This window comes from Pseudomonas sp. CC11G, from assembly GCF_056174845.1.
This window is the reverse complement of sequence record NZ_JBWBZC010000020.1, coordinates 56,392-77,992: the sequence shown is the minus strand read 5'-3', so window position 1 is coordinate 77,992 and position 21,601 is coordinate 56,392. Positions and strand designations below refer to the sequence as shown.

Genomic DNA, 21,601 nt, shown 5'->3' with positions numbered 1-21,601 from the left:
TTATGACTACCACGCTGATTCAAACCGACCGTTTCACCCTCACCGATGCCGAGCGTTCGGCGATCGAGCATGAGTTGCACCACTACGAGGATTCGCGCGCGGCCTCTATCGAAGCGCTGAAGATCGTACAAAAAGCCCGTGGCTGGGTGCCAGACGGCGCCATTGCCGCCATCGGCGACATCATCGGCATCCCTGCCAGCGACGTTGAAGGTGTGGCGACTTTCTATAGCCAAATCTTCCGTCAGCCAGTCGGCCGCCACATCATTCGCGTGTGCGACAGCATGGTCTGCTACATCGGCGGCCATGAGTCCGTGGTCAGCAGCATTCAGCAGCAGTTGGGCATCGGCCTTGGTCAAACCACTGCAGACGGACGCTTCACCCTGCTGCCGGTTTGCTGCCTGGGTAACTGCGACAAGGCCCCAGCGCTGATGATCGACGACCACACTTTTGGCGACGTACAAGCCGATGGCGTGGCGAAACTGCTGGAGGCTTACGTATGACGTCCGCTTCGACCAACCGCCTGACTTCGTTCGGTCCGGCCAACAGCATTGCCCGCACCCCGGAAACCCACCCGCTCACCTGGCGCCTGCGTGAAGACGCGCAGCCCGTGTGGCTCGAGGAATACCAGGCCAAAGACGGCTACGCCGCTGCGCGCAAAGCCTTCGCCGATCTGTCGCAAGACGAGATCGTGCAAACCGTCAAAGACTCCGGCCTCAAGGGCCGTGGTGGTGCCGGCTTCCCCACTGGCGTGAAGTGGGGGCTGATGCCCAAAGACGAATCCATGAACATCCGCTACCTGCTGTGCAACGCGGATGAAATGGAGCCCAACACCTGGAAAGACCGCATGCTCATGGAGCAGCTGCCGCACCTGCTGATCGAAGGCATGCTGATCAGTGCGCGGGCGCTCAAGGCTTATCGCGGCTACATCTTCCTGCGTGGCGAATACGTCGATGCCGCCGCCAACCTCAACCGTGCGGTTGAAGAAGCCAAAGCAGCCGGCCTGCTGGGCAAAAACATCCTCGGCAGCGGCTTTGACTTCGAGCTGTTCGTGCACACCGGCGCCGGGCGTTATATCTGCGGTGAAGAAACCGCACTGATCAACTCCCTCGAAGGCCGCCGCGCCAACCCACGTTCGAAGCCGCCCTTCCCGGCCGCTGTCGGCGTGTGGGGCAAACCGACCTGCGTCAACAACGTCGAAACCCTGTGCAACGTGCCGGCCATCGTTGGCAACGGCATCGAGTGGTACAAGGGCCTGGCTCGTCCGGGCAGCGAAGATATGGGCACCAAGCTCATGGGCTTCTCCGGCAAGGTGAAGAACCCTGGCCTGTGGGAACTGCCCTTCGGCATCACCGGCCGCGAGCTTTTCGAAGACTACGCCGGCGGCATGCGTGACGGCTTCACCCTGAAAGCCTGGCAGCCTGGCGGTGCCGGTACCGGCTTCCTGTTGCCCGAACACCTCGACGCGCAGATGTACGCCGGCGGTATCGCCAAGGTCGGCACCCGTATGGGAACCGGCCTGGCCATGGCGGTGGACAACACCGTCAACATGGTCGGCCTGCTGCGCAACATGGAAGAGTTCTTCTCCCGTGAATCCTGCGGTTTCTGTACGCCGTGCCGTGACGGCCTGCCATGGAGCGTGAAAGTGCTGCGCGCCATCGAGACCGGCAAGGGCCAACCCGGCGATATCGAAACCCTCGAAGGCTTGGTCAACTTCCTCGGCCCTGGCAAAACCTTCTGTGCGCATGCACCGGGTGCCGTGGAGCCACTGGGCAGCGCGATCAAATATTTCCGACCGGAGTTCGAAGCGGGGATTTCCCGAACGAGCGTACCGGTGGCGCCGACTCAGTTCGTTAGCGCCTAACGTTTTAGCGACGGCGGCCAGTGAACTCTTAGCTATGAGCTCTGGCCCCATCGAACCGTGATTCTATTAGCCAAGCCCGCCAGTTGAGCGTGGCGAAAACCGCAAAAAAGCGGCTTTCCCAACCTGAACAAAACGGGCCAACGAAGAAACTTGAATATGGCCACTATCCACGTAGACGGCAAAGCGCTCGAAGTCGATGGAGCTGACAACCTGTTACAGGCTTGTCTGTCTCTGGGCCTCGACATTCCGTACTTCTGCTGGCACCCGGCGCTTGGTAGCGTCGGCGCCTGCCGCCAGTGCGCGGTGAAGCAGTACACCGACGAAAACGACACCCGCGGTCGTATCGTCATGTCCTGCATGACCCCCGCCACCGACAACACCTGGATCTCCATCGACGACGCCGAATCCAAGGCGTTTCGCGCCAGCGTCGTTGAATGGCTGATGACCAACCACCCGCACGACTGCCCGGTGTGCGAGGAAGGCGGCCACTGCCACCTGCAAGACATGACGGTGATGACCGGCCACAACGAGCGCCGTTATCGCTTCACCAAACGCACCCACCAGAACCAGGATCTCGGCCCTTTCGTTGCCCACGAAATGAACCGCTGCATCGCCTGTTACCGCTGCGTGCGCTTCTATAAAGACTACGCCGGCGGCACCGACCTGGGCGTATTCGGCGCCCACGACAACGTGTACTTCGGTCGCGTTGAAGACGGCGTGCTTGAAAGCGAATTCTCCGGCAACCTCACCGAAGTCTGCCCGACCGGTGTGTTCACCGACAAAACCCACTCCGAGCGCTACAACCGCAAGTGGGACATGCAGTTTTCGCCGAGCATCTGCCACGGCTGCTCGAGCGGCTGCAACATCAGCCCCGGCGAGCGCTACGGCGAAATCCGCCGCATCGAAAACCGCTACAACGGTTCGGTCAACCAGTACTTCCTGTGCGACCGCGGCCGTTTTGGCTATGGCTACGTCAACCGTACAGATCGTCCACGTCAGCCGCTGCTGACCACTGGCAGCCAGAAACTGAGCGTCGACGGCGCCCTGGATACTGCTGCTGATCTGCTGCGCGGCCGCACCATTGTTGGCATCGGCTCGCCGCGTGCCAGCCTCGAAAGCAACTACGCCCTGCGCGAGCTGGTGGGTGCCGAGCACTTCTACTCGGGCATCGCTGCTAGCGAGCTGGAAAATCTGCGCCTGGTATTGGACGTGCTGCAAAACAGCCCGCTGCCAATCCCCAACATGCGCGAAATCGAAGAACACGATGCCGTGTTCGTCCTCGGTGAAGACCTGACTCAGACAGCTGCCCGCATCGCTCTGGCCCTGCGCCAGACCGTCAAAGGCAAGGCTGAAGACATGGCTGAAGCCATGAAGATCCAGCCGTGGCTCAACGCCGCCGTGCAGAACATCGGCCAGCACGCGCTGAACCCGCTGTACATCGCCAGCCTCGACGCCACCAAGCTCGACGACGTCGCCGAAGAATGCGTACACGCCGCCCCGGATGACCTGGCGCGTATCGGTTTCGCCGTGGCCCACGCCATCGACGCCAGCGCCCCGGCCGTTGCCGGCCTGGATAGCGACGCCCTCGAACTGGCCCAGCGCATCGCCAACAGCCTGCTGGCTGCCAAGCGTCCGCTGATCATTGCCGGCACCTCGCTGGGCAACAAAGCCCTGATCGAAGCCGCCGCCAACATTGCCAAGGCCCTCAAGCTGCGCGAGAAGAATGGCTCCCTCAGCCTGGTCGTCGGCGAAGCCAACAGCCTTGGCCTGGCCATGCTCGGTGGCGACTCTGCTGATGCCGCGCTGCAAGCCGTGGTCGACGGCAAAGCCGACGCCATCGTGGTGCTGGAAAACGATCTGTACACCCGCGCCGACAAGGCCCTGGTTGACGCCGCCCTGAGCGCCGCCAAAGTTGTGATCGTGGCTGACCATCAGCAAACCGACACCACCGCCCGCGCCCACCTGGTGCTGCCGGCGGCCAGCTTCGCGGAAGGCGACGGCACCCTGGTCAGCCAGGAAGGCCGCGCGCAGCGCTTCTTCCAGGTGTTCGATCCGACCTACTACGACGCCAATATCCTCGTTCACGAAGGCTGGCGCTGGTTGCACGCCCTGCGCAGCACCTTGCTCGGCCAAGACGTGGATTGGACCCAGCTCGACCACGTCACCGCCGCCACCGCAGCCAGCAACCCGCTGCTGGCCGGTATCGTTGAAGCCGCACCGAGCGCCGCGTTCCGCATCAAGGGCCTGAAAATGGCTCGCGAGCCGCTGCGTTACAGCGGTCGCACGTCGATGCGCGCCAATATCAGCGTGCACGAACCGCGTACCCCGCAAGACCAAGACACCGCGTTCGCCTTCTCCATGGAAGGTTACTCGGGCTCCGCCGAACCGCGTCAGCAAGTGCCATTCGCCTGGTCGCCGGGCTGGAACTCGCCGCAAGCCTGGAACAAGTTCCAGGACGAAGTCGGCGGCCACCTGCGTGCCGGTGACCCGGGTACGCGTTTGATCGAAAGCAAAGGCGATGGCCTGAGCTGGTTCGCCACTGCACCGGGCGCGTTCAATCCGGCGCAAGGCACCTGGCAGGTTGTGCCGGTGCACCACCTGTTCGGCAGCGAAGAAAACTCCTCGCGCGCCGCTCCGGTACAGCAACGCATTCCTGAAGCCTACGTGGCCGTGGCCGCCTCTGAAGCCGCCCGCCTGGGCGTCAACGAGGGTGCACTGGTCAGCCTGAACGTGGCTGGGCATACCCTGCGCCTGCCGCTGCGTGTCAGCGAAGAGCTGAGCGCCGGTCTTGTTGCACTGCCGGTTGGTCTGGCAGGCATCCCCGCTGCGATTGCTGGCAAAACCGCTGATTCGCTGCAGGAGGCCGCGCAATGAGTTGGTTCACTCCTGAGGTGATCGACGTGATCATCGCCGTGCTCAAAGCCATCGTGATTCTGCTCGCCGTTGTGGTGTGCGGCGCGCTGCTGAGCTGGGTAGAGCGTCGACTGCTGGCCCTCTGGCAAGACCGTTATGGTCCAAACCGCGTCGGCCCGTTCGGTGCGTTTCAGATCGCCGCCGACATGATCAAGATGTTCTTCAAGGAAGACTGGACGCCGCCGTTCGCCGACAAGGTGATTTTCACCCTGGCGCCGGTCGTGGCCATGAGTGCCTTGCTGATCGCCTTCGCCATCATCCCGATCACCCCGACCTGGGGCGTGGCAGACCTGAACATCGGCCTGCTGTTCTTCTTCGCCATGGCCGGTCTGTCGGTGTACGCGGTGTTGTTCGCCGGTTGGTCGAGCAACAACAAGTTCGCCCTGCTCGGCAGCTTGAGGGCTTCGGCGCAAACCGTGTCGTACGAAGTGTTCATGGGCCTGTCGCTGATGGGTATCGTGATTCAGGTGGGCTCGTTCAACATGCGCGACATCGTTGAATACCAGGCGCAAAACCTGTGGTTCATCATTCCGCAGTTCTTCGGCTTCTGTACTTTCTTTATCGCTGGCGTGGCCGTGACGCACCGTCACCCATTCGACCAACCGGAAGCCGAGCAAGAGCTGGCCGACGGTTACCACATCGAATATGCCGGCATGAAGTGGGGCATGTTCTTCGTAGGTGAATACATCGGCATCGTGCTGATCTCGGCGCTGCTGGTTACCCTTTTCTTCGGCGGCTGGCATGGTCCGTTCAACATCCTGCCGTCGTTGTCATTCGTCTGGTTCGCGCTCAAGACCGGCTTCTTCATCATGTTGTTCATTCTGCTGCGCGCCTCTATCCCGCGCCCGCGCTATGACCAGGTGATGGATTTCAGCTGGAAGTTCTGCCTGCCGCTGACCCTGATCAATTTGCTGGTGACCGCTGCCGTGGTGTTGCTCAACACCCCGGCCGGCGTGGCGCAGTAAAGGAGAATGACCGTGCTCAAGTATCTGTTCGACATCGTGCATGGCACCTACACCCAGCTTCGCAGCCTGGTGATGGTGTTCTCCCATGCCTTCCGCCCTCGCGACACCCTGCAATACCCAGAAGAGCCGGTGTACCTGCCGCCGCGCTACCGTGGCCGCATCGTGCTCACCCGCGACCCTGATGGTGAAGAGCGCTGCGTAGCATGCAACCTGTGCGCCGTGGCCTGCCCGGTCGGTTGCATCGCTCTGCAGAAAGCCGAAACCGACGACGGTCGTTGGTACCCGGAGTTCTTCCGCATCAACTTCTCGCGCTGCATTTTCTGTGGCCTGTGCGAAGAAGCCTGCCCGACCACCGCTATCCAGCTCACACCGGATTTCGAAATGGCCGAGCTCAAGCGTCAGGACCTGGTGTACGAGAAAGAAGACCTGCTGATTTCCGGCCCCGGCAAAAACCCGGATTACAACTTCTACCGCGTCGCCGGTATGGCGATCGCAGGCAAACCAAAGGGCGCGGCACAGAACGAAGCCGAGCCGATCAACGTCAAGGGGCTGCTGCCGTAATGCGCATTCAATTGATCCTGACCGGCCGCTGGCTGCCTGTATCCGTCGTGGGAAACTGACTATGGAATTCGCTTTCTACTTCGCGTCCGGCGTGGCGGTGGTGTCCACTTTACGAGTGGTCACCAACACCAACCCCGTGCACGCCCTGCTCTACCTGATCATTTCGTTGTTGGCCGTGTCGATGACCTTCTTCAGCCTTGGCGCTCCTTTTGCCGGTGCCCTGGAAATCATCGTCTACGCCGGCGCCATCATGGTGCTGTTCGTCTTCGTGGTGATGATGCTCAACCTCGGACCCATCGCTGCCGACCAGGAACGCGCCTGGCTCAAGCCCGGCATCTGGTTTGGTCCGGCACTGCTCTCGCTATTGCTGCTGGGTGAACTGCTCTACGTGCTGTTTGGCACCGCCAGCGTGGGCGCCATCGGCCTGACTACGGTCGACGCCAAAGCCGTCGGCATCAGCCTGTTTGGCCCGTACCTGCTGGTTGTTGAGCTGGCCTCCATGCTGCTGTTGGCAGCGGTGGTCGCCGCGTTCCACCTCGGCCGTCAAGAGGCGAAGGAAGTCCAATGATGAATTCGATCCCCCTGGAACACGGCCTGGCCGTTGCGGGTGTGCTGTTCTGCCTCGGCCTCGTTGGCCTGATGGTGCGCCGCACATCCTCTTCGTGCTGATGAGCCTGGAAATCATGATGAACGCTGCCGGTCTGGCCTTCATCGTCGCCGGAAGTCGTTGGGCTCAGCCTGACGGGCAAGTCATGTTCATTCTGGTACTGAGCTTGGCTGCCGCCGAAGCCAGTATCGGCCTGGCCGTGTTGCTGCAGCTGTATCGCCGCTTCCACACCCTCGATATCGACGCTGCCAGCGAGATGCGCGATGAACCTTCTATTTCTGACGTTTACGTTCCCCCTGATCGGCTGGTTGCTGCTGTCTTTTCCCGCGGCAAATGGTCGGAAAACCTCTCGGCGCTGATCGGCGTGGGCTCGGTTGGCCTGTCCGCCCTGACCACCGCGTTTCTCATCTACCAATTCAACGTCAACCCGCCAGAAGGCGGCGTTTACAGCCAGGTGCTGTGGCAATGGATGTCGGTAGACGGCTTCGCCCCAAGCTTCACCCTGTACCTGGACGGCCTGTCGCTGACCATGCTCGGCGTGGTGACTGGCGTGGGCTTCCTGATTCACCTGTTCGCCTCCTGGTACATGCGTGGTGAAGACGGTTACTCGCGCTTCTTCTCGTACACCAACCTGTTTATCACCAGCATGCTGTTCCTGGTGCTCGGCGATAACCTGCTGTTCCTGTACTTCGGTTGGAAGGTGTGGGCCTGTGCAGCTACCTGCTGATCGGCTTCTACTACAGCAACCGCAACAACGGTAACGCCGCACTGAAGGCCTTTATCGTCCCCCGTATCGCGACGTATTCATGGCCATCGGCTGTTCATTCTGTTCCAACACCTGGGCACCCTGAATATTCAGGAGCTGATGGTGCTGGCCCCGCAGAAACTCGTGGCCGGTGATACCTGGCTGTGGTGGGCGACTCTGATGCTGCTGGGTGGCGCTGTCGGTAAATCGGCCAGCTGCCGCTGCAAACCTGGCTCGCCGATGCAATGGCCGGCCCTACCCCGGTTTCCGCGCTGATTCACGCGGCCACCATGGTGACCGCCGGTGTGTACCTGATTGCCCGGACCCACGGCCGTTCCTGCTGACCCCGGAAATTCTCGAGCTGGTCGGTATCGTCGGCGCCGTAACATTGGTACTCGCCGGTTTCGCCGCCCTGGTACAGACCGACATCAAGCGCATCCTCGCCTACTCGACCATGAGCCAGATCGGCTACATGTTCCTGGCCCTGGGCGTTGGCGCCTGGGACGCGGCGATTTCCACCTGATGACCCCACGCCTTCTTCAAGGCGCTGCTGTTCCTTGCTTCCGGGGCGGTGATCGTGGCCTGCCACCACGAGCAGAACATCTTCAAGATGGGCGGCCTGTGGAAGAAACTGCCGTTGGCCTACGCCAGCTTTATCGTCGGTGGCGCCGCGCTGTCTGCCCTGCCCTTCGTGACCGCCGGCTTCTATTCCAAGGATGAAATCCTCTGGGAAGCCTTCGCCAGCGGCCACACCGGTTTGCTGTATGCCGGCCTGGTCGGTGCGTTCATGACCTCGCTGTACACCTTCCGCCTGATCTTTATCGCCTTCCACGGCGAGGCAAAAACCGAGGCTCACGCCGGCCACGGCATCAGCCACTGGCTGCCGCTCGGTGTGCTGATCGTGCTGTCGACCTTTATCGGCGCCCTCATCAGCCCGCCGCTGGCTGGCGTACTGCCGGAAAGCTTCGGCCACGCCGGTGGCGAAGCCAAGCACCACCTCGAGCTGTCGTCCGGCCTGATCGCCATCGCCGGTATCGCCCTGGCTGCCGTGCTGTTCCTCGGCAAACGGCGCTTTGCTACCGCCGTCGCCAACAGCGGCCCGGGCAAGCTGCTGTCGGCCTGGTGGTTCGCCGCGTGGGGTTTCGACTGGCTCTACGACAAGATTTTTGTGCAGCCATACCTGCTGATTACCCGACTGCTGGGCAACGACCCATCAACAGCACCATCGGCGTGATCCCGCGTCTGGTGCGCGTCGGCAACAGCCTGATGAGCCGCACCGAAACCGGCAACCTGCGCTGGTACTCGGTCTCGGTGGCCGGCGGTGCCGTGCTGCTGCTCGCCCTTCTTCTGATTTGAATTAAGGAAAACAGCCCGTCATGATTCTGCCTTGGCTAATCCTGATTCCCTTTATCGGCGGCCTGCTGTGCTGGCAGGCCGAACGGTTCGGCAATACTCTGCCGCGCTGGATCGCCCTGCTCAGCATGGTGCTGCTGTTCGGCCTGAGCCTCTGGCTGTGGACCACCGGTGACTTCAGCCGGGCCCCGCGCCAGGCGCGGACCCGATCTGGGCCCATGAGTTTAAAGTGCTGTGGATCGCGCGCTTCGGCATCACCATTCACTTGGCCATGGATGGTTTGTCGGTCTTGATGATCGTGCTCACCGGCTTGCTCGGTGTGCTGTCCGTGCTCTGCTCCTGGAATGAAATCCAGAACCGCGTCGGCTTCTTCCACCTCAACCTGCTGTGGATTCTCGGCGGCGTGGTGGGCGTGTTCCTGGCCATCGACCTGTTCCTGTTCTTCTTCTTCTGGGAAATGATGCTGGTGCCGATGTACTTCCTCATCGCGCTCTGGGGTCACAGCGGCAGCAAGGGCAACACCCGCATCAACGCGGCAACCAAGTTCTTCATCTACACCCAAGCCAGCGGCCTGATCATGTTGATCGCCATTCTGGGCCTGGTGTTCGTCAACTACAGCAGCACCGGCGTGATCACCTTCAACTACGCCGACCTGCTGAAAACCAAGATGTCGGAAGGCACCGAGTACATCCTGATGCTGGGCTTCTTTATCGCCTTCGCGGTGAAGTTTCCGGTCGTGCCGTTCCACTCCTGGTTGCCGGACGCTCACGCTCAGGCGCCAACCGCTGGTTCCGTCGACCTGGCCGGTATCCTGCTGAAAACCGCCGCTTACGGCTTGCTGCGTTTCGCGTTGCCGCTGTTCCCGCATGCTTCGGCTGAGTTCGCGCATTTCGCCATGTACCTGGGCGTGTTCGCGATCATCTACGGTGCCCTGCTGTCGTTCGCGCAGACCGACATCAAGCGCCTGATCGCTTACTCCAGCGTCTCGCACATGGGCTTCGTACTCATCGCGATTTACTCCGGCAGCCAGATCGCCCTGCAAGGCGCAGTGGTGCAGATGGTTGCCCACGGTCTGTCGGCCTCGGCGCTGTTTATCCTCAGCGGCCAGCTCTACGAGCGCCTGCACACCCGTGACATGCGCGAGATGGGCGGTATCTGGGGTCGCTTGCCGTACCTGCCGGCCATCAGCCTGTTCTTCGCCGCTGCGGCGCTGGGCTTGCCGGGTACCGGTAACTTTGTCGGCGAGTTCCTGATTCTGATCGGCGCCTTCAAAACCTTCCCGTGGTTCACGATTGTCGCGGCAACCGGCCTGGTGTTTGGTTCGGTGTACTCGCTGATCATGATTCACCGTGCCTACTTCGGCCCGACTAAATCCGACGATGCGCTGCGAGGCATGAATGCCCGTGAGATGTTCATGGTGCTGGGCCTGGCGGTGTTGCTGATTTTGCTCGGGGTGTACCCGCAGCCGATCCTCGACACCTCCTACGCCACCATGCATGGCGTTCAACAGTGGCTCGGTGCCGCTCTCCCTCAACTCGCATCGGGCAGTCTGTAATATGGAATTCACGACCCAACACCTGCTCGCCCTGCTGCCACTGCTGGTGGTGTGCGCCACCATCGTGGTGGTGATGCTGGCAATCGCCTGGCGCCGCAACCACAGCCAGACCTTCGTGCTCTCGGGCCTTGGTCTGAACCTGGCCCTGCTGGCGATCATCCCGGCCGTCAAAGCCACGCCGCTGGCCGTTACCAGCCTGCTGCTGGTGGACAACTTCGCCAACTTCTATATCGGCCTGATTCTGGTCGCGACCCTGGCCTGCGTAACTCTCGTGCATGCCTATATGGGTGACGACAAGGTCGGCTTCCCGGGCAACCGCGACGAGCTATACCTGCTGATTCTGCTGGCTGCGGCCGGTGGCATCGTGCTGGTCTGCGCGCAGCACCTGGCCGGTTTGTTCATCGGTCTGGAGCTGCTGTCGGTGCCGGTATACGGCATGGTGGCGTACGCCTTCTTCAACAAGCGCTCGCTGGAAGCCGGCATCAAATACATGGTGCTGTCGGCTGCCGGTTCTGCCTTCCTGCTGTTCGGTATGGCCCTGCTCTACGCCGACGCCGGCACCCTGAGCTTTGCCGGTATCGGCGCCAAGCTGGCGGCCACTGGCGTGCAGAGCGCCATGGCGCAACTGGGCCTGGGCATGATGCTGGTGGGCCTGGCGTTCAAACTGTCGCTGGTGCCGTTCCACCTGTGGACGCCGGACGTGTACGAAGGTGCTCCGGCACCGGTGGCCGCCTTCCTGGCCACCGCCAGTAAAGTGGCCGTGTTCGTGGTGATGGTGCGCCTGTTCCTGCTCTCCCCGGCCGCCAACGAAGGGCTGCTGACCACCGTGCTGTCGGTGATCGCCGTTGCCTCGATTCTGGTGGGTAACCTGCTGGCCCTGCTGCAGAACAACCTCAAGCGTCTGCTCGGTTACTCCTCCATAGCCCACTTCGGTTACCTGCTGATCGCCGTCATCGCCGGCCATGGCCTGGCCGTGGAAGCGGTCGGCGTGTATCTCGCCACCTACGTGCTGACCAGCCTGGGCGCCTTCGGTGTGATCACCCTGATGTCGACGCCATATAGCGGTCGCGATGCTGACGCGCTGTACGAATACCGCGGCCTGTTCTGGCGCCGTCCATACCTGACTGCCGTGCTCACCGTGATGATGCTGTCGTTGGCCGGTATTCCGCTGACCTCCGGCTTTATCGGCAAGTTCTACGTGATCATGGTCGGCGTGCAGTCGCAACAATGGTGGCTGCTGGGCGCGATGGTGCTGGGCAGCGCGATTGGCGTGTTCTACTACCTGCGCGTGATGGTCACCCTGTTCCTGGTGGAGCCGAACCTGCATCGCCACGATGCACCGTTCAACTGGGGCCAACGCACCGGCGGCCTGATGTTGGTGGCGGTGGCGCTGCTGGCGTTCTTCCTCGGTGTGTACCCGCAGCCGCTGCTGGAACTGGTGCAACACTCGACGATGGCCTTGCTGCACTAAGGTCCGTCGCACAAAAAAGCCCGGCTAATTGCCGGGCTTTTTTGTGCGCGATGAAAGTTCAGCGTGGCTCGACGCTGGGCCGCACGAGCTTACTCAAGAGGTACTGGCAAAGCGTGTGGAGTGGACGCAGGTACAGCGCCTGCCGGTAAAAGTTGGCAGCACCCGAGAAGTCGCCTTGTTGCCAGGCATCGCGGTACAGCGATAGATAACGCTGCGCCTCATACCGTGAGCGATACCGCTGGCACTCACTCGGCAAGGCGGCGAACACATGGGCCACCATCTGTTGGGCGCAGGCTTCGTCGAACGGCCGATGACGTAGGCTGTCGGCGTGCTTGTAGATCTGCGTGACGGCGGTGGTGGTCGTTACCACCTGCGAAGTCGCCATCACATACGCAAACACTGCCACATCTTCACCACTGCGCAGCTGCTCGGGAAACGGCCGCTCCAGCAACAAATCACGGCGCAGCAACGTACGGCTGCAGGACACGGCGATCTTCTTTTCCAGCAGATAGCGGCGAATGCGCTTGGCCGGGTTGCCCAGCACCCCTGTGGCAGGTCGAAAGCGCCGTATACCGTCGGTGCTTACCGACCAATACGCCCCTAAAACCATGCCGGCTTCAGGAGCGGCCAACAGCGCATCACGGAAGGTCTGCAAGGCGTTGGGCATCAACTCGTCATCGGCATCCAGCAACAGCACGTAGCGGCCACACGCCGCGCGAATCCCGTGATTGCGGGCAGCGGCTGCGCCGCGATTCGGTTGGGTGATCAACTGCGCGACAACTCCGCAATCGTGCTGGAAGGCTGACACGACGGCCGACGTGTTATCGGTAGAGCCGTCGTCAATCACCAGTAACTCCACGTCGTCGTCCAGTTGCCGCTGCACCGAACGTAGCGCCCTGAGTAGGAAGTGACCGTAGTTGTGGGTAGGAATGACGACGCTAATAAGCGGGGACGATGACGGGGCAAGCGGTGTGAGGGACATGGGACTGGAGCCTGGAAAGAAAGCTCCAGATTTTCCGAGGCTGAGTAGTCAGCCTCTGCCAGTTCCTGCCCCCATCTACATAGGAGAAACCCTATAACCCCGATGAATCTACGAAGGCAGCCGCACCCTCTGCCGGCTGCTGGTAAAAATGCCCCAGCAAGACAGAAACAACGCGGCAATCAACGGCCCGATCACAAAGCCGTTCAAACCGAAAATCGTCAGACCGCCGAGGGTGGACAGCAAAATCATATAGTCCGGCATCTGCGTATCGCGCCCCACGAGAATTGGGCGTAGCACGTTGTCGACCATGCCGATCACCAGCACGCCAAACACGCTCAACGCCACGCCTTGCCAAATAGCGCCAGTGGCGAGGAAGTACACCGCCACCGCACCCATACAATACCGCCGCCCACAGCCGGCAACAGCGACAGAAACGCCATCAACACCGCCCACAGCAGCGGGCTGGTAATGCCGAGAAACCAGAATGCCAAGCCGCCCAACGCGCCCTGGGTTACCGCGACCAATACGTTGCCTTTTACGGTGGCACGCACCACGCGGGTAAAGCGCAATTGCAGACGGCGCTTCTGGCCCTCGTTTAACGGAATAGCCGTACGAATGCGCCGCACCAGTTCCTGGCCGTCGCGCAGAAAGAAGAACAGCAGATACAGCATGATGCCGAAGCTGATCAGAAACTCGAACGTGTTCTGCCCGAGCGTAAAGGCCTGGCTGGCCACGGCCTGACTACCCTGCATGGCGCCGGTGATGGCTTTGTCTTTGATGCCGGTGAAACTGCCCAGGCCGAAACGGTCCATTTGCGTCTGCACAAACGTCGGCAGGTGGCGTTTCATTTCGAACATATAGGCGCCGATATCCACTTCGCCGCTTTCGATGCGTTTATACAGTTCGCCAGCCTCCTGAATCAGCAGCGCCGTGGTGAATACCACCGGCAAGATGGCGATGCACAGGCAGATCAGCAGCGTGGTCAGGGCGGTCAGGTTGCGTGAGCTTTTGTGCCGCTGTGCCAACCAGCGCTGTAATGGGCTGAACAGCACCGCGAGCACGATCGCCCAGAACACCGCGCCGTAATACGGCAGCAGAATCCAGCCGAATGCCAGGGTGACCAGCACCAGAAGGGCCAGGAAGAGTTTGTTTTCGAAATCGGGGTTGACCATGGACGCTCGCGGTAAACAAAGGCTGATGAGCGTTTAGTCCGCGAGCGCAACGGCAAGTGCAGGTTTATCGGTGCGGTAAGCGGTGTAACAACGGGAGCAGAAAAAAACCGTCGTTCCCGCGCAGGCGGGAACCCAGATTCTGCAGCCGTGCCGAGTAGTGCGACCCATCCGGAATTCTGGGTCCCCGCCTGCGCGAGGACGACGGTGTGATGGCAGGCACCGACGCTAGGCCTGCATCGCCCACCCATCCACATTCATCGCCGCCTGGCGCAACGCTTCCGAGCGAGTCGGATGCGGATGACAGGTGAGCGCGATGTCTTCGGCCGACGCGGCAAACTCCATCGCCACGCAGTACTCACCGATCAACTCACTGACGCTGGGCCCGATCAGGTGCACGCCCAAAATTTCGTCGGTGCGCTCATCGGCCAGCACTTTCACAAAGCCTTCGCTCTCGTGGTTGATCTTCGCCCGGCTGTTGCCGGCAAACGGAAACTTGCCGACTTTGTACGCGCGCCCCTCAGCCTTCAATTGCTCCTCGGTTTTGCCCACCGTGGCCACTTCCGGTTTGGTGTAGATCACGCTGGGAATCAGGGCGTAATTCACCTCGCCGGCCTTGCCGACAATCTGCTCGATACAGGCAATGGCCTCGTCTTCGGCCTTGTGCGCGAGCATCGGCCCGGAAGTGACGTCGCCGATAATCCAGATGCCCGGCACGCCCGAGCGGTGTTTCTGGTTTTCCAGCATGCCGCGTTTATCCGGCGTGATGCCTACGGTTTCCAGGCCCAACCCCTGGGTGAACGGACGGCGGCCGATGGCGACCAGCACGTAATCCGCCTTGAGGGTTTCTTTCTCGCCGCCGGCCGCCGGCTCGATCTCCAGCGTTACGCCTTTGGCCGTGGCTTTGGCGCTGCTGACTTTGCTGCCGAGTTTGAAATTGAAGCCTTGTTTGGCCAGCGAACGCTGGAAGGTTTTACCGGTTTCCAGGTCCAGTCCCGGGCAGATGCGGTCGAGGTATTCAACCACCGTCACTTCGCTGCCCAGCCGGCGCCAGACCGAGCCCAGCTCCAAGCCGATAACGCCGGCACCCACCACAACCAGATGCTTGGGCACTTCGGGCAACGCCAGCGCGCCGGTGGAGTCGAGGATGCGTTTGTTATCGATGGTCACGCCCGGTAACGGCGTCGGCTCGGAGCCGGTGGCAATCACGATGTCCTTGGCGGTTAGCACCTGCTCGCTGCCATCGGCGGCTTTCACCACCACCCTGCCCGGCCCGTCGATCCGGCCCCAGCCCTTGATCCATTCGGCCTTGTTTTTGCGAAAGAGAAACTCGATGCCCTTGGTCAGGGTGGTCACGCTTTCGTCTTTCTGTTTCATCATTTGCGCGAGGTTGAGGGTCGGCTTGACCTCGATGCCCAGCTTGGCGAACTCCGGGCCTACCGCCGCATCGTAGAGCTCAGATGCATGTAGCAGCGCTTTGGACGGCATGCAGCCGACATTCAGGCAGGTGCCGCCCAGTGTCTCGCGGCCCTCCACACAGGCCACTTTCAGGCCCAGCTGGCCGGCCCGGATGGCAGCGTTATAGCCGCCAGGGCCGCCGCCGATCACCACTACGTCGTAATTGCTCATGGGGTTCACTCCTTGGTCTCAAAGGCGCGTTCAAAGCCGGACGCGAAAAGTCTTAGCAGTAAAGACGGAAATTCTCTGGGTGCCCACTGGCAGCAATCCAGCCAGCGATTTGGCGTTTATACCCCTAAGCTTGGCGCTTATATTACACCCTTCATATTGTTTGTATGTCGAGTGTAATTTAGGCTGTAAGCGTGATGCCAGTGCGGCTTAATTCATTTCGTTGAATACCGGTTGAGAGGTCCTTATGAGCATGTCCCGCGAAGACAAAATCCAGGCCTGGCTGGCCGTTGCCCAGGATATGCAGACGCACCTGGCCGAGCCCGGCACCCTGACATTGAAGGAAGTGGCCGGCATGAGCCCGCAGGAATTCTTCGATGGCATTGGCAGCGGCCAGTTGCCCTCGCCGCCCATCAACGGGCCGATGGCAATGGTGCCGGTGGAATGGTCGAGCGGCCATTTCATCTTTCAGGGCTCTCCATCGGCCATGCACTACAACCCGCTGGGCAGCGTGCACGGCGGCTATATCGCCACCATGCTCGACTCGGCAATGGGCTGCGCCATTCACACCATGCTCAGCAAAGGCCAGGGCTACACCACCACCGACCTGCGCATCAGCTACGTGCGTGCCGTCACCACCGCCGTCGGCCCGTTGCGCGCTGAAGGCCGGATCATCCACGTCGGCCGCTCCACGGCGCTGGCTGAAGGCCGCCTGTACGACGTGGACGACAAGCTCTACGCCACCGGTTCCACCACGTGTTTGATCATGAACATGCACGGCTAAGCCCGCGCCAGGAGACCCACCATGCAAAACATCGTTATCGCAGGCTACGCCCGCTCGCCGTTCCACTTCGCCCGCAAAGGCGGCCTGATCAACGTGCGCCCCGACGACCTCGCCGCCCAGGTGGTGAAAGAATTGGTCGGCCGCCTGGACATCGACCCACGGGAAATCGAAGACCTGATCATGGGCTGCGCCTACCCCGAAGCCGAGCAAGGCATGAATATCGCGCGCATCACCAGTTTCCTCGCCGGCCTGCCCGATACGTTGGGCGGCGCCACGGTCAATCGCTTTTGCGGCTCTTCCATGACCGGCGTGCACTTTGCCGCCGGGCAGATTCTGCTCGGCGCCGGCGAGGCGTTTATCTGTGCCGGCGTCGAGTCCATGACCCGCGTACCCATGGGCGGCTTCAATATTTCGCCCAACCCGAAGCTGCTGGAAACCTACCCGCAGGCGTATATGTCGATGGGGCAAACCGCCGAAAACGTCGCCAACCTGTACGGCATCAGCCGAGAAGAACAGGAACTGATGGCCGTGGACTCCCACGCCAAAGCCGCCAAGGCGCGCGAACTTGGTTACTTCAAAGATGAAATCGTCTCCATCGTCACGCCAGAGGGCTTGATCAGCGAAGACGGCTGCATTCGCCCCGGCACCAACGCCGAAGCGCTGTCGACGCTGAAACCAGCGTTTGGCGGCAGCGTGACGGCCGGCACCGCCTCACCGCTCACAGATGGTGCCGCTGCCGTATTCGTGTGCACCGAAGCCTTTGCCAAGCGCTGGAACCTGGACGTGCTGGCCCGCGTGCGCGCCGTCTCGGTAGCCGGTTGCCCCGCCGAAATCATGGGCATGGGCCCGCTGCACGCCACCAACAAACTCCTTAAGCGCGAAGGCCTGAGCATCAACGACATCGACCTGGTGGAAATCAACGAAGCCTTCTCCAGCCAGTCCATCGCCTGCGTGCGTGAGCTGGGCCTGGACATGGCCAAGGTGAATATCGACGGCGGCGCACTGGCCATGGGGCACCCACTGGGCGCGACCGGCGCGCGCATTACCGGCAAGGCAGCGTCCTTGCTCAAACGCACCGGCGGCCGCTTTGCCATTGCTACCCAATGCATCGCGGGTGGTCAGGGCGTGGCGACGTTGCTCGAAGCGGTTTGATCCATCTGCAACCGGGCTGACCCACGGCCCGGTTTTGCTGGCTGCATCCTGAGCCTTACGGGTTTAGAATGACGGCCAGCATTTCACGTCATCGGAGGTTGTTGCCGTGCGTTATTCAGAAGATCACAAGGCGCAAACCCATCAACGCATCATCGACGAAGCATCCGAGCGGTTTCGCCGCGACGGCGTCGGCGTCACCGGCCTGCAGCCGCTGATGAAGGCCCTGGGGCTTACCCATGGCGGCTTCTATGCCCATTTCAAATCCAAGGATGACCTGGTCGAGCAAGCCCTGAGCGCTGCCGTGGAAAAACTCGCGGTGTCGGTCGACGAGACCTTTGCTGGCGATAATCCGCTGCAAACCTTTATCCGCTACTACCTCAGCGCTAGTCACCGCGACAATCCGGGCAAAGGCTGCCCGATGCCCACCCTGTGTTCGGAACTCGGCCAGCGCGGCCAACCCAGCGCCACCACCGACCGCATGGTAGAAAATCGGGTGAACAAAATAGCCGAGAATCTGGAAGGGGCTAACGTGGATGAGCAAAGCATTGCGATGCTCTCGACCATGGTTGGCGCGCTGATGCTGTCGCGCAGCGTCAGCGACCCGGAACTGTCCGACCGCATATTGAAAGGTGCGCGGCGGCAACTGCTCCAGCAGCTCGAAAGCGACTAGTCCGCCCCATGAAAAAGCCCGCCAATTGGCGGGCTTTTATTGCCTGAGAATCAGGCCTTGTAACGGGCTGCCGCGGAACTGTGCGACAGGTTCGGCCCCAGTTTTTGCCGCGCAGCGACAAAACCATCCCAATCGGCTGCATCGGGCAACGAAGGAATGGTCACCAACTCGCCCTGATCAAACCCGGCCAGCGCCGCGTCCACCATTTCTCCCGCGTCCATCACCATCGCGGCGGGAATGCGGTTGGCATCGATACCAGAGCGCTCCCAGATTTCGGTGCGGGTCACGCCCGGCAACACGGCTTGCACCTGCACGCCCAGCTTGCCCAGCTCACTGTTCAGCGATTGGCTCAAGCTCAACACATACGCCTTGGTGGCACTGTAGGTGGCGTTGAACATTTCCGGTGCCAGCGCAACGACTGAGGCCAGGTTGATGATGGCGCCACCACCGGCAGCGGCAAAATTGGCGCCGGCTGCGGCGGCCAGGTGCGTTACGGCCGTAATGTTCAGTTCGATCATGCGATCCACCGCATCGCCATCGGCTTCGATCAGCGGCCCGTCCAGGGCTACACCGGCGTTGTTCACCAACACACTGATTTTGCTGTCACCGCGCAGACGCTGAGCCACCGCCTTGATATCGGCTTTCTGAGTCAGATCAGCCTTCACCACTTCCACCTGCACCCCGTAATCGGCGCTGAGGCTGGCGGCCAGTTTCTCCAGACGCGCTAGATCGCGTGCCACCAGTAGCAGGTCATACCCACGGCGGGCCAGACGCTCGGCATACACCGAACCAATCCCCGACGATGCGCCAGTTACCAGCGCGGTGCCCTTTTCGTTGTGTTGAGTCATCGCAGTTTCTCCATAGCGTGTGCAGATCAGATGGCAGCTTTTCTGCCGGTTGGCGTTACGTGCAGCCAAAGCTAGACGGAGTTAGATTACGGGCATAATTTTAAAAGTCTATATGACAGACAACATTTAACTATCGAGGCGAAAAAAGGGCTTTAACTGCATAAACCATGCACTTAACCAGCATTATTATTCGTTTGTTATAAGCAGATGCCCTCGCCACACTGCCGCCGTCAAAACTGCCGAGCTTGTGCCGCCTGATGTTTCTCACCTGGTTATCCGCCTTTCGCCCTGCCGCCACCAATACCCGTCCCACCGAATGGCTGCGTGCCGCATACGGCGCCGCGCTGGCGGTATTTGCCTGCACTTGGGCGTGCGGACAGCTATTCAGCCTAGACCTTGCCGCACATTTGCTCGGCCCGTTGGGCGCCTCGGCGGTGTTGTTATTTGCCGTATCGTCCGGGGCGCTGGCGCAACCCTGGTCGATCGTCGGCAGCTACGCCGTCGCCACCGTGGTAGCGGTTACCACCCTGTATTTCTGCCCGCCCGGTATCGCCGCCGCAGCCATCGCGGTGGCCGGCACCCTCGTGCTGATGTGCTTGCTGCGCTGCCTGCACCCGCCCGGCGCGGCGCTGACCATCTGCCTGGTACTCGGCGGCCCCAGCCTTACCAACCTCGGCTGGCATCTATTACTGCCTACCCTCTTCAACGCCTTGGCCCTACTCACCTGCGCCCTGCTCTACAACAACCTGACCGGCGTGCGGTATCCAAAAATGCCAGCGCCGGCCGCCAGCCTGCACGCCACCCAGGATCGTTCGCCGGAGCAGCGGGTGGGCATCACCAGCGCCGACCTCGATGAAGCCCTTAACGAACTGGGCGGCTTCGTCGATATCCAGCGCGAAGACCTCAAGCAGATCATTCGCGCCACAGAAAAAAACGCTCTGCGCCGCAGCATGGGCGATATCTGCGCCGAGCAGATCATGTCCCGCGACGTGCAGACCGCCACCCCGCAAACCACCGTCAAACAAGCGCTGGATTTGCTCAAACACCACCACCTGAAAACCCTGCCAGTGCTCGACGAGCAGCGTCAGCTGGTCGGCATCGTCAGCCTTATCGACCTGCTCGGCCATCGCCGCCATAAACGCCCGCGCACCCTGCTCGGCCGCCGTCGCGATGTGCCCCTGGAAGACGTGATGAGCCACCCGGTAACCGCCGTGCAACGCAGCACCCATGTGGTGGAGATGATTCCGCTGCTATCGGAACACGGCCTGCATTGTCTGCCCGTGCTGGATAAAGGCGAGCTGCTGGGCATCGTTACCCAGACTGACCTTATCGCGGCCTTGCACCGCGATCTGTTAACCCACCTGGGTTAAGGGTTCGGGCTAGGCCGGGTCCCAGCGCTGCGACCAGTCGACGCCGCTGCGCACTACCTCACGCAGAAGTATAAAAGCCTGCTGCAACGCCTCGCTGTCGCGCTCGCGGGCGTACACCAGGTAAGTTGGATAATTGAACTCCGGCGCCTTTTCCACCCGTTCCAGCGCGCCGCTATCCAGATAACTCTGCACCACCCGCGTACGGAAATAACCACTGCCGCCGGACGCCAGAATGTACTGCAGCGCCAGCGGCCCATGATTGAAACCCAGTGCCGCTTTGGCTTTGTCCGGCAACGCTGCATCATGCTGACGCCGAAAGCCCTCGCCCCAATCGATATACACGTAAGGTTCCGGCTGCTCGGGCTTGCGCACCAGAATCAGCTTTTCCTCCAGCACCTGCTCCACCTGCAAACCCGGCCAATACGACGGCTGATACACCAACGCCGCATCCAGCACGCCAAGCTCCAACTGTTTAAGCAACGCCTGCCCATCACCAATCTCGGCCCGCACGGCAAACCCCGGCATCTGCGCGCGCAGTTGCTGCACCCAGCTGAGCATCAGCGGATTGCACAAACTCACCTCGCCGCCGACGCGCAACACCGTGCGAAAACCCGGCATCAACGGCAAATCACGCTGCGCTGCTTCCCACGTCTGCACCAACTGGTTGGCAAACACCACAAACGCCTCACCGTCGGCCGTCAACTTGGCACCGGCTCGGTTGCGCACAAACAGCTTGCAGCCCAGCTGACTCTCCAGGTTCTGCACCCGCGCGGTAATGGCCGTTTGCGTCACATGCAACTGCTCGGCAGCGGCCACCAGGCTGCCGCTGCGAACGATCTGCAAGAAGGTGCGGGCGAGTTCGATGTCCATGGGCAGGCTCGGTGGGGAGTGTTGGGCGACATTGTAGAGAGGCCGGTCGGTATTCGGGTACGACCGATCGTTCCCGGCACTGACGACCTTAGCCATTTG

The 21,601-nt window shown here is 61.4% G+C and carries 18 protein-coding genes and 4 pseudogenes; 17 read left to right on the top strand and 5 right to left on the bottom strand.

The window, feature by feature from the left end; all coding sequences use genetic code 11:
- Positions 1 to 2 precede the first annotated feature (2 nt).
- From nuoE to nuoN, 13 genes and pseudogenes are all read left to right on the top strand, one after another.
- On the top strand, positions 3 to 500 hold the full coding sequence (nuoE, locus tag AC0V2S_RS20835; RefSeq protein ID WP_475511380.1) for an NADH-quinone oxidoreductase subunit NuoE: 498 nt from the start codon (positions 3 to 5) through the stop codon (positions 498 to 500).
- Positions 497 to 1,861 carry an NADH-quinone oxidoreductase subunit NuoF gene (gene nuoF / locus AC0V2S_RS20830; protein ID WP_475511379.1) on the top strand — a complete coding sequence of 455 codons (1,365 nt, stop codon included), beginning with the start codon at positions 497 to 499 and terminating at the stop codon, positions 1,859 to 1,861. The genes nuoE and nuoF overlap by 4 nt, the downstream gene beginning before the upstream one ends.
- A 156-nt stretch (positions 1,862 to 2,017) precedes the next feature.
- Positions 2,018 to 4,735, top strand: coding sequence for an NADH-quinone oxidoreductase subunit NuoG (gene nuoG / locus AC0V2S_RS20825; protein WP_475511378.1), 2,718 nt, complete (start codon positions 2,018 to 2,020; stop codon positions 4,733 to 4,735).
- On the top strand, positions 4,732 to 5,739 hold the full coding sequence (gene nuoH / locus AC0V2S_RS20820; RefSeq protein WP_457436431.1) for an NADH-quinone oxidoreductase subunit NuoH: 1,008 nt from the start codon (positions 4,732 to 4,734) through the stop codon (positions 5,737 to 5,739). The genes nuoG and nuoH overlap by 4 nt, the downstream gene beginning before the upstream one ends.
- Before the next feature lie 6 nt (positions 5,740 to 5,745).
- A complete protein-coding gene (gene nuoI, locus AC0V2S_RS20815) occupies positions 5,746 to 6,300 on the top strand; it encodes an NADH-quinone oxidoreductase subunit NuoI (RefSeq protein WP_475511377.1) in 555 nt (184 codons plus the stop codon).
- Between the two features lie 61 nt (positions 6,301 to 6,361).
- The gene (nuoJ, locus tag AC0V2S_RS20810; RefSeq protein ID WP_475511376.1) at positions 6,362 to 6,868 is read left to right on the top strand and encodes an NADH-quinone oxidoreductase subunit J; all 507 of its coding nucleotides are present in this window, start codon (positions 6,362 to 6,364) and stop codon (positions 6,866 to 6,868) included.
- Positions 6,868 to 7,169, top strand: a pseudogene (nuoK, locus tag AC0V2S_RS20805) (NADH-quinone oxidoreductase subunit NuoK); the annotation flags it as partial. The gene nuoJ and the pseudogene nuoK, both read left to right, overlap by 1 nt.
- On the top strand, positions 7,164 to 7,634 hold the full coding sequence (locus tag AC0V2S_RS20800) for a hypothetical protein (protein ID WP_475511428.1): 471 nt from the start codon (positions 7,164 to 7,166) through the stop codon (positions 7,632 to 7,634). The pseudogene nuoK and the gene AC0V2S_RS20800, both read left to right, overlap by 6 nt.
- The gene (locus AC0V2S_RS20795; RefSeq protein WP_475511375.1) at positions 7,610 to 7,807 is read left to right on the top strand and encodes a hypothetical protein; all 198 of its coding nucleotides are present in this window, start codon (positions 7,610 to 7,612) and stop codon (positions 7,805 to 7,807) included. Before AC0V2S_RS20800 ends, AC0V2S_RS20795 begins: the two co-directional genes overlap by 25 nt.
- 35 nt (positions 7,808 to 7,842) lie before the next feature.
- Positions 7,843 to 8,886 (top strand): annotated as a pseudogene (locus tag AC0V2S_RS20790) (proton-conducting transporter transmembrane domain-containing protein).
- Entirely contained in the window at positions 8,883 to 9,008 is a 126-nt protein-coding gene (locus tag AC0V2S_RS20785) for a hypothetical protein (protein WP_475511374.1), read from the top strand. The pseudogene AC0V2S_RS20790 and the gene AC0V2S_RS20785 overlap by 4 nt, the downstream one beginning before the upstream one ends.
- A gap of 20 nt (positions 9,009 to 9,028) precedes the next feature.
- Positions 9,029 to 10,560: pseudogene (gene nuoM / locus AC0V2S_RS20780) on the top strand (NADH-quinone oxidoreductase subunit M).
- 1 nt (position 10,561) lies between these two features.
- A complete protein-coding gene (gene nuoN / locus AC0V2S_RS20775) occupies positions 10,562 to 12,031 on the top strand; it encodes an NADH-quinone oxidoreductase subunit NuoN (RefSeq protein WP_475511373.1) in 1,470 nt (489 codons plus the stop codon).
- A 58-nt stretch (positions 12,032 to 12,089) separates the two neighbouring features.
- Here nuoN and AC0V2S_RS20770 read toward each other — a convergent pair whose 3' ends face one another.
- The 3 genes and pseudogenes from AC0V2S_RS20770 to lpdA all read right to left on the bottom strand — a co-directional run bounded on the left by AC0V2S_RS20770 (position 12,090) and on the right by lpdA (position 15,811).
- Positions 12,090 to 13,013 carry a glycosyltransferase family 2 protein gene (locus AC0V2S_RS20770; RefSeq protein WP_475511372.1) on the bottom strand — a complete coding sequence of 308 codons (924 nt, stop codon included), beginning with the start codon at positions 13,011 to 13,013 and terminating at the stop codon, positions 12,090 to 12,092.
- Between the two features lie 108 nt (positions 13,014 to 13,121).
- Positions 13,122 to 14,185: pseudogene (locus AC0V2S_RS20765) on the bottom strand (AI-2E family transporter).
- A 225-nt stretch (positions 14,186 to 14,410) separates the two neighbouring features.
- Positions 14,411 to 15,811 (bottom strand): dihydrolipoyl dehydrogenase, encoded by a 1,401-nt coding sequence (gene lpdA / locus AC0V2S_RS20760; RefSeq protein WP_475511371.1) that lies wholly within the window; start codon positions 15,809 to 15,811, stop codon positions 14,411 to 14,413.
- Positions 15,812 to 16,061: 250 nt separating this feature from the next.
- On the opposite strand from lpdA, the gene AC0V2S_RS20755 reads away from it, so the two are divergent.
- The 3 genes from AC0V2S_RS20755 (at position 16,062) to AC0V2S_RS20745 (ending at position 18,414) form a co-directional block, all read left to right on the top strand.
- Entirely contained in the window at positions 16,062 to 16,592 is a 531-nt protein-coding gene (locus AC0V2S_RS20755; protein ID WP_475511427.1) for a PaaI family thioesterase, read from the top strand.
- A 21-nt stretch (positions 16,593 to 16,613) separates the two neighbouring features.
- Positions 16,614 to 17,744: a thiolase family protein gene (locus AC0V2S_RS20750; protein WP_475511370.1), complete on the top strand. Its 1,131-nt coding sequence runs from the start codon at positions 16,614 to 16,616 to the stop codon at positions 17,742 to 17,744.
- 106 nt (positions 17,745 to 17,850) lie between these two features.
- Positions 17,851 to 18,414, top strand: a complete 564-nt coding sequence (locus AC0V2S_RS20745) for a TetR/AcrR family transcriptional regulator (RefSeq protein ID WP_475511369.1) — start codon at positions 17,851 to 17,853, stop codon at positions 18,412 to 18,414.
- A gap of 50 nt (positions 18,415 to 18,464) precedes the next feature.
- On the opposite strand, the gene AC0V2S_RS20740 is transcribed toward AC0V2S_RS20745, so the two are convergent.
- Positions 18,465 to 19,262 carry an SDR family NAD(P)-dependent oxidoreductase gene (locus AC0V2S_RS20740; RefSeq protein ID WP_475511368.1) on the bottom strand — a complete coding sequence of 266 codons (798 nt, stop codon included), beginning with the start codon at positions 19,260 to 19,262 and terminating at the stop codon, positions 18,465 to 18,467.
- Between the two features lie 257 nt (positions 19,263 to 19,519).
- Between AC0V2S_RS20740 and AC0V2S_RS20735 the strand changes: the two genes are divergently transcribed.
- Complete coding sequence (locus AC0V2S_RS20735; protein WP_475511367.1) at positions 19,520 to 20,632, top strand: HPP family protein; 1,113 nt, start codon at positions 19,520 to 19,522, stop codon at positions 20,630 to 20,632.
- Between the two features lie 9 nt (positions 20,633 to 20,641).
- Here AC0V2S_RS20735 and AC0V2S_RS20730 read toward each other — a convergent pair whose 3' ends face one another.
- On the bottom strand, positions 20,642 to 21,502 hold the full coding sequence (locus tag AC0V2S_RS20730; RefSeq protein WP_475511366.1) for a LysR family transcriptional regulator: 861 nt from the start codon (positions 21,500 to 21,502) through the stop codon (positions 20,642 to 20,644).
- Between the last annotated feature and the right edge of the window lie 99 nt (positions 21,503 to 21,601).

Coding starts and splice junctions, on each gene's coding strand:
- nuoF (WP_475511379.1), top strand. CDS start 497: ATGACGTCCGCTTCGACCAACCGCCTGACTTCGTTCGGTCCGGCCAAC.
- AC0V2S_RS20755 (WP_475511427.1), top strand. CDS start 16,062: ATGTCCCGCGAAGACAAAATCCAGGCCTGGCTGGCCGTTGCCCAGGAT.
- nuoN (WP_475511373.1), top strand. CDS start 10,562: ATGGAATTCACGACCCAACACCTGCTCGCCCTGCTGCCACTGCTGGTG.
- AC0V2S_RS20735 (WP_475511367.1), top strand. CDS start 19,520: ATGTTTCTCACCTGGTTATCCGCCTTTCGCCCTGCCGCCACCAATACC.
- nuoI (WP_475511377.1), top strand. CDS start 5,746: ATGACCGTGCTCAAGTATCTGTTCGACATCGTGCATGGCACCTACACC.
- AC0V2S_RS20800 (WP_475511428.1), top strand. CDS start 7,164: ATGCGCGATGAACCTTCTATTTCTGACGTTTACGTTCCCCCTGATCGG.
- AC0V2S_RS20770 (WP_475511372.1), bottom strand. CDS start 13,013: ATGTCCCTCACACCGCTTGCCCCGTCATCGTCCCCGCTTATTAGCGTC.
- nuoG (WP_475511378.1), top strand. CDS start 2,018: ATGGCCACTATCCACGTAGACGGCAAAGCGCTCGAAGTCGATGGAGCT.
- lpdA (WP_475511371.1), bottom strand. CDS start 15,811: ATGAGCAATTACGACGTAGTGGTGATCGGCGGCGGCCCTGGCGGCTAT.
- nuoH (WP_457436431.1), top strand. CDS start 4,732: ATGAGTTGGTTCACTCCTGAGGTGATCGACGTGATCATCGCCGTGCTC.
- AC0V2S_RS20740 (WP_475511368.1), bottom strand. CDS start 19,262: ATGACTCAACACAACGAAAAGGGCACCGCGCTGGTAACTGGCGCATCG.
- AC0V2S_RS20750 (WP_475511370.1), top strand. CDS start 16,614: ATGCAAAACATCGTTATCGCAGGCTACGCCCGCTCGCCGTTCCACTTC.
- nuoE (WP_475511380.1), top strand. CDS start 3: ATGACTACCACGCTGATTCAAACCGACCGTTTCACCCTCACCGATGCC.
- AC0V2S_RS20730 (WP_475511366.1), bottom strand. CDS start 21,502: ATGGACATCGAACTCGCCCGCACCTTCTTGCAGATCGTTCGCAGCGGC.
- nuoJ (WP_475511376.1), top strand. CDS start 6,362: ATGGAATTCGCTTTCTACTTCGCGTCCGGCGTGGCGGTGGTGTCCACT.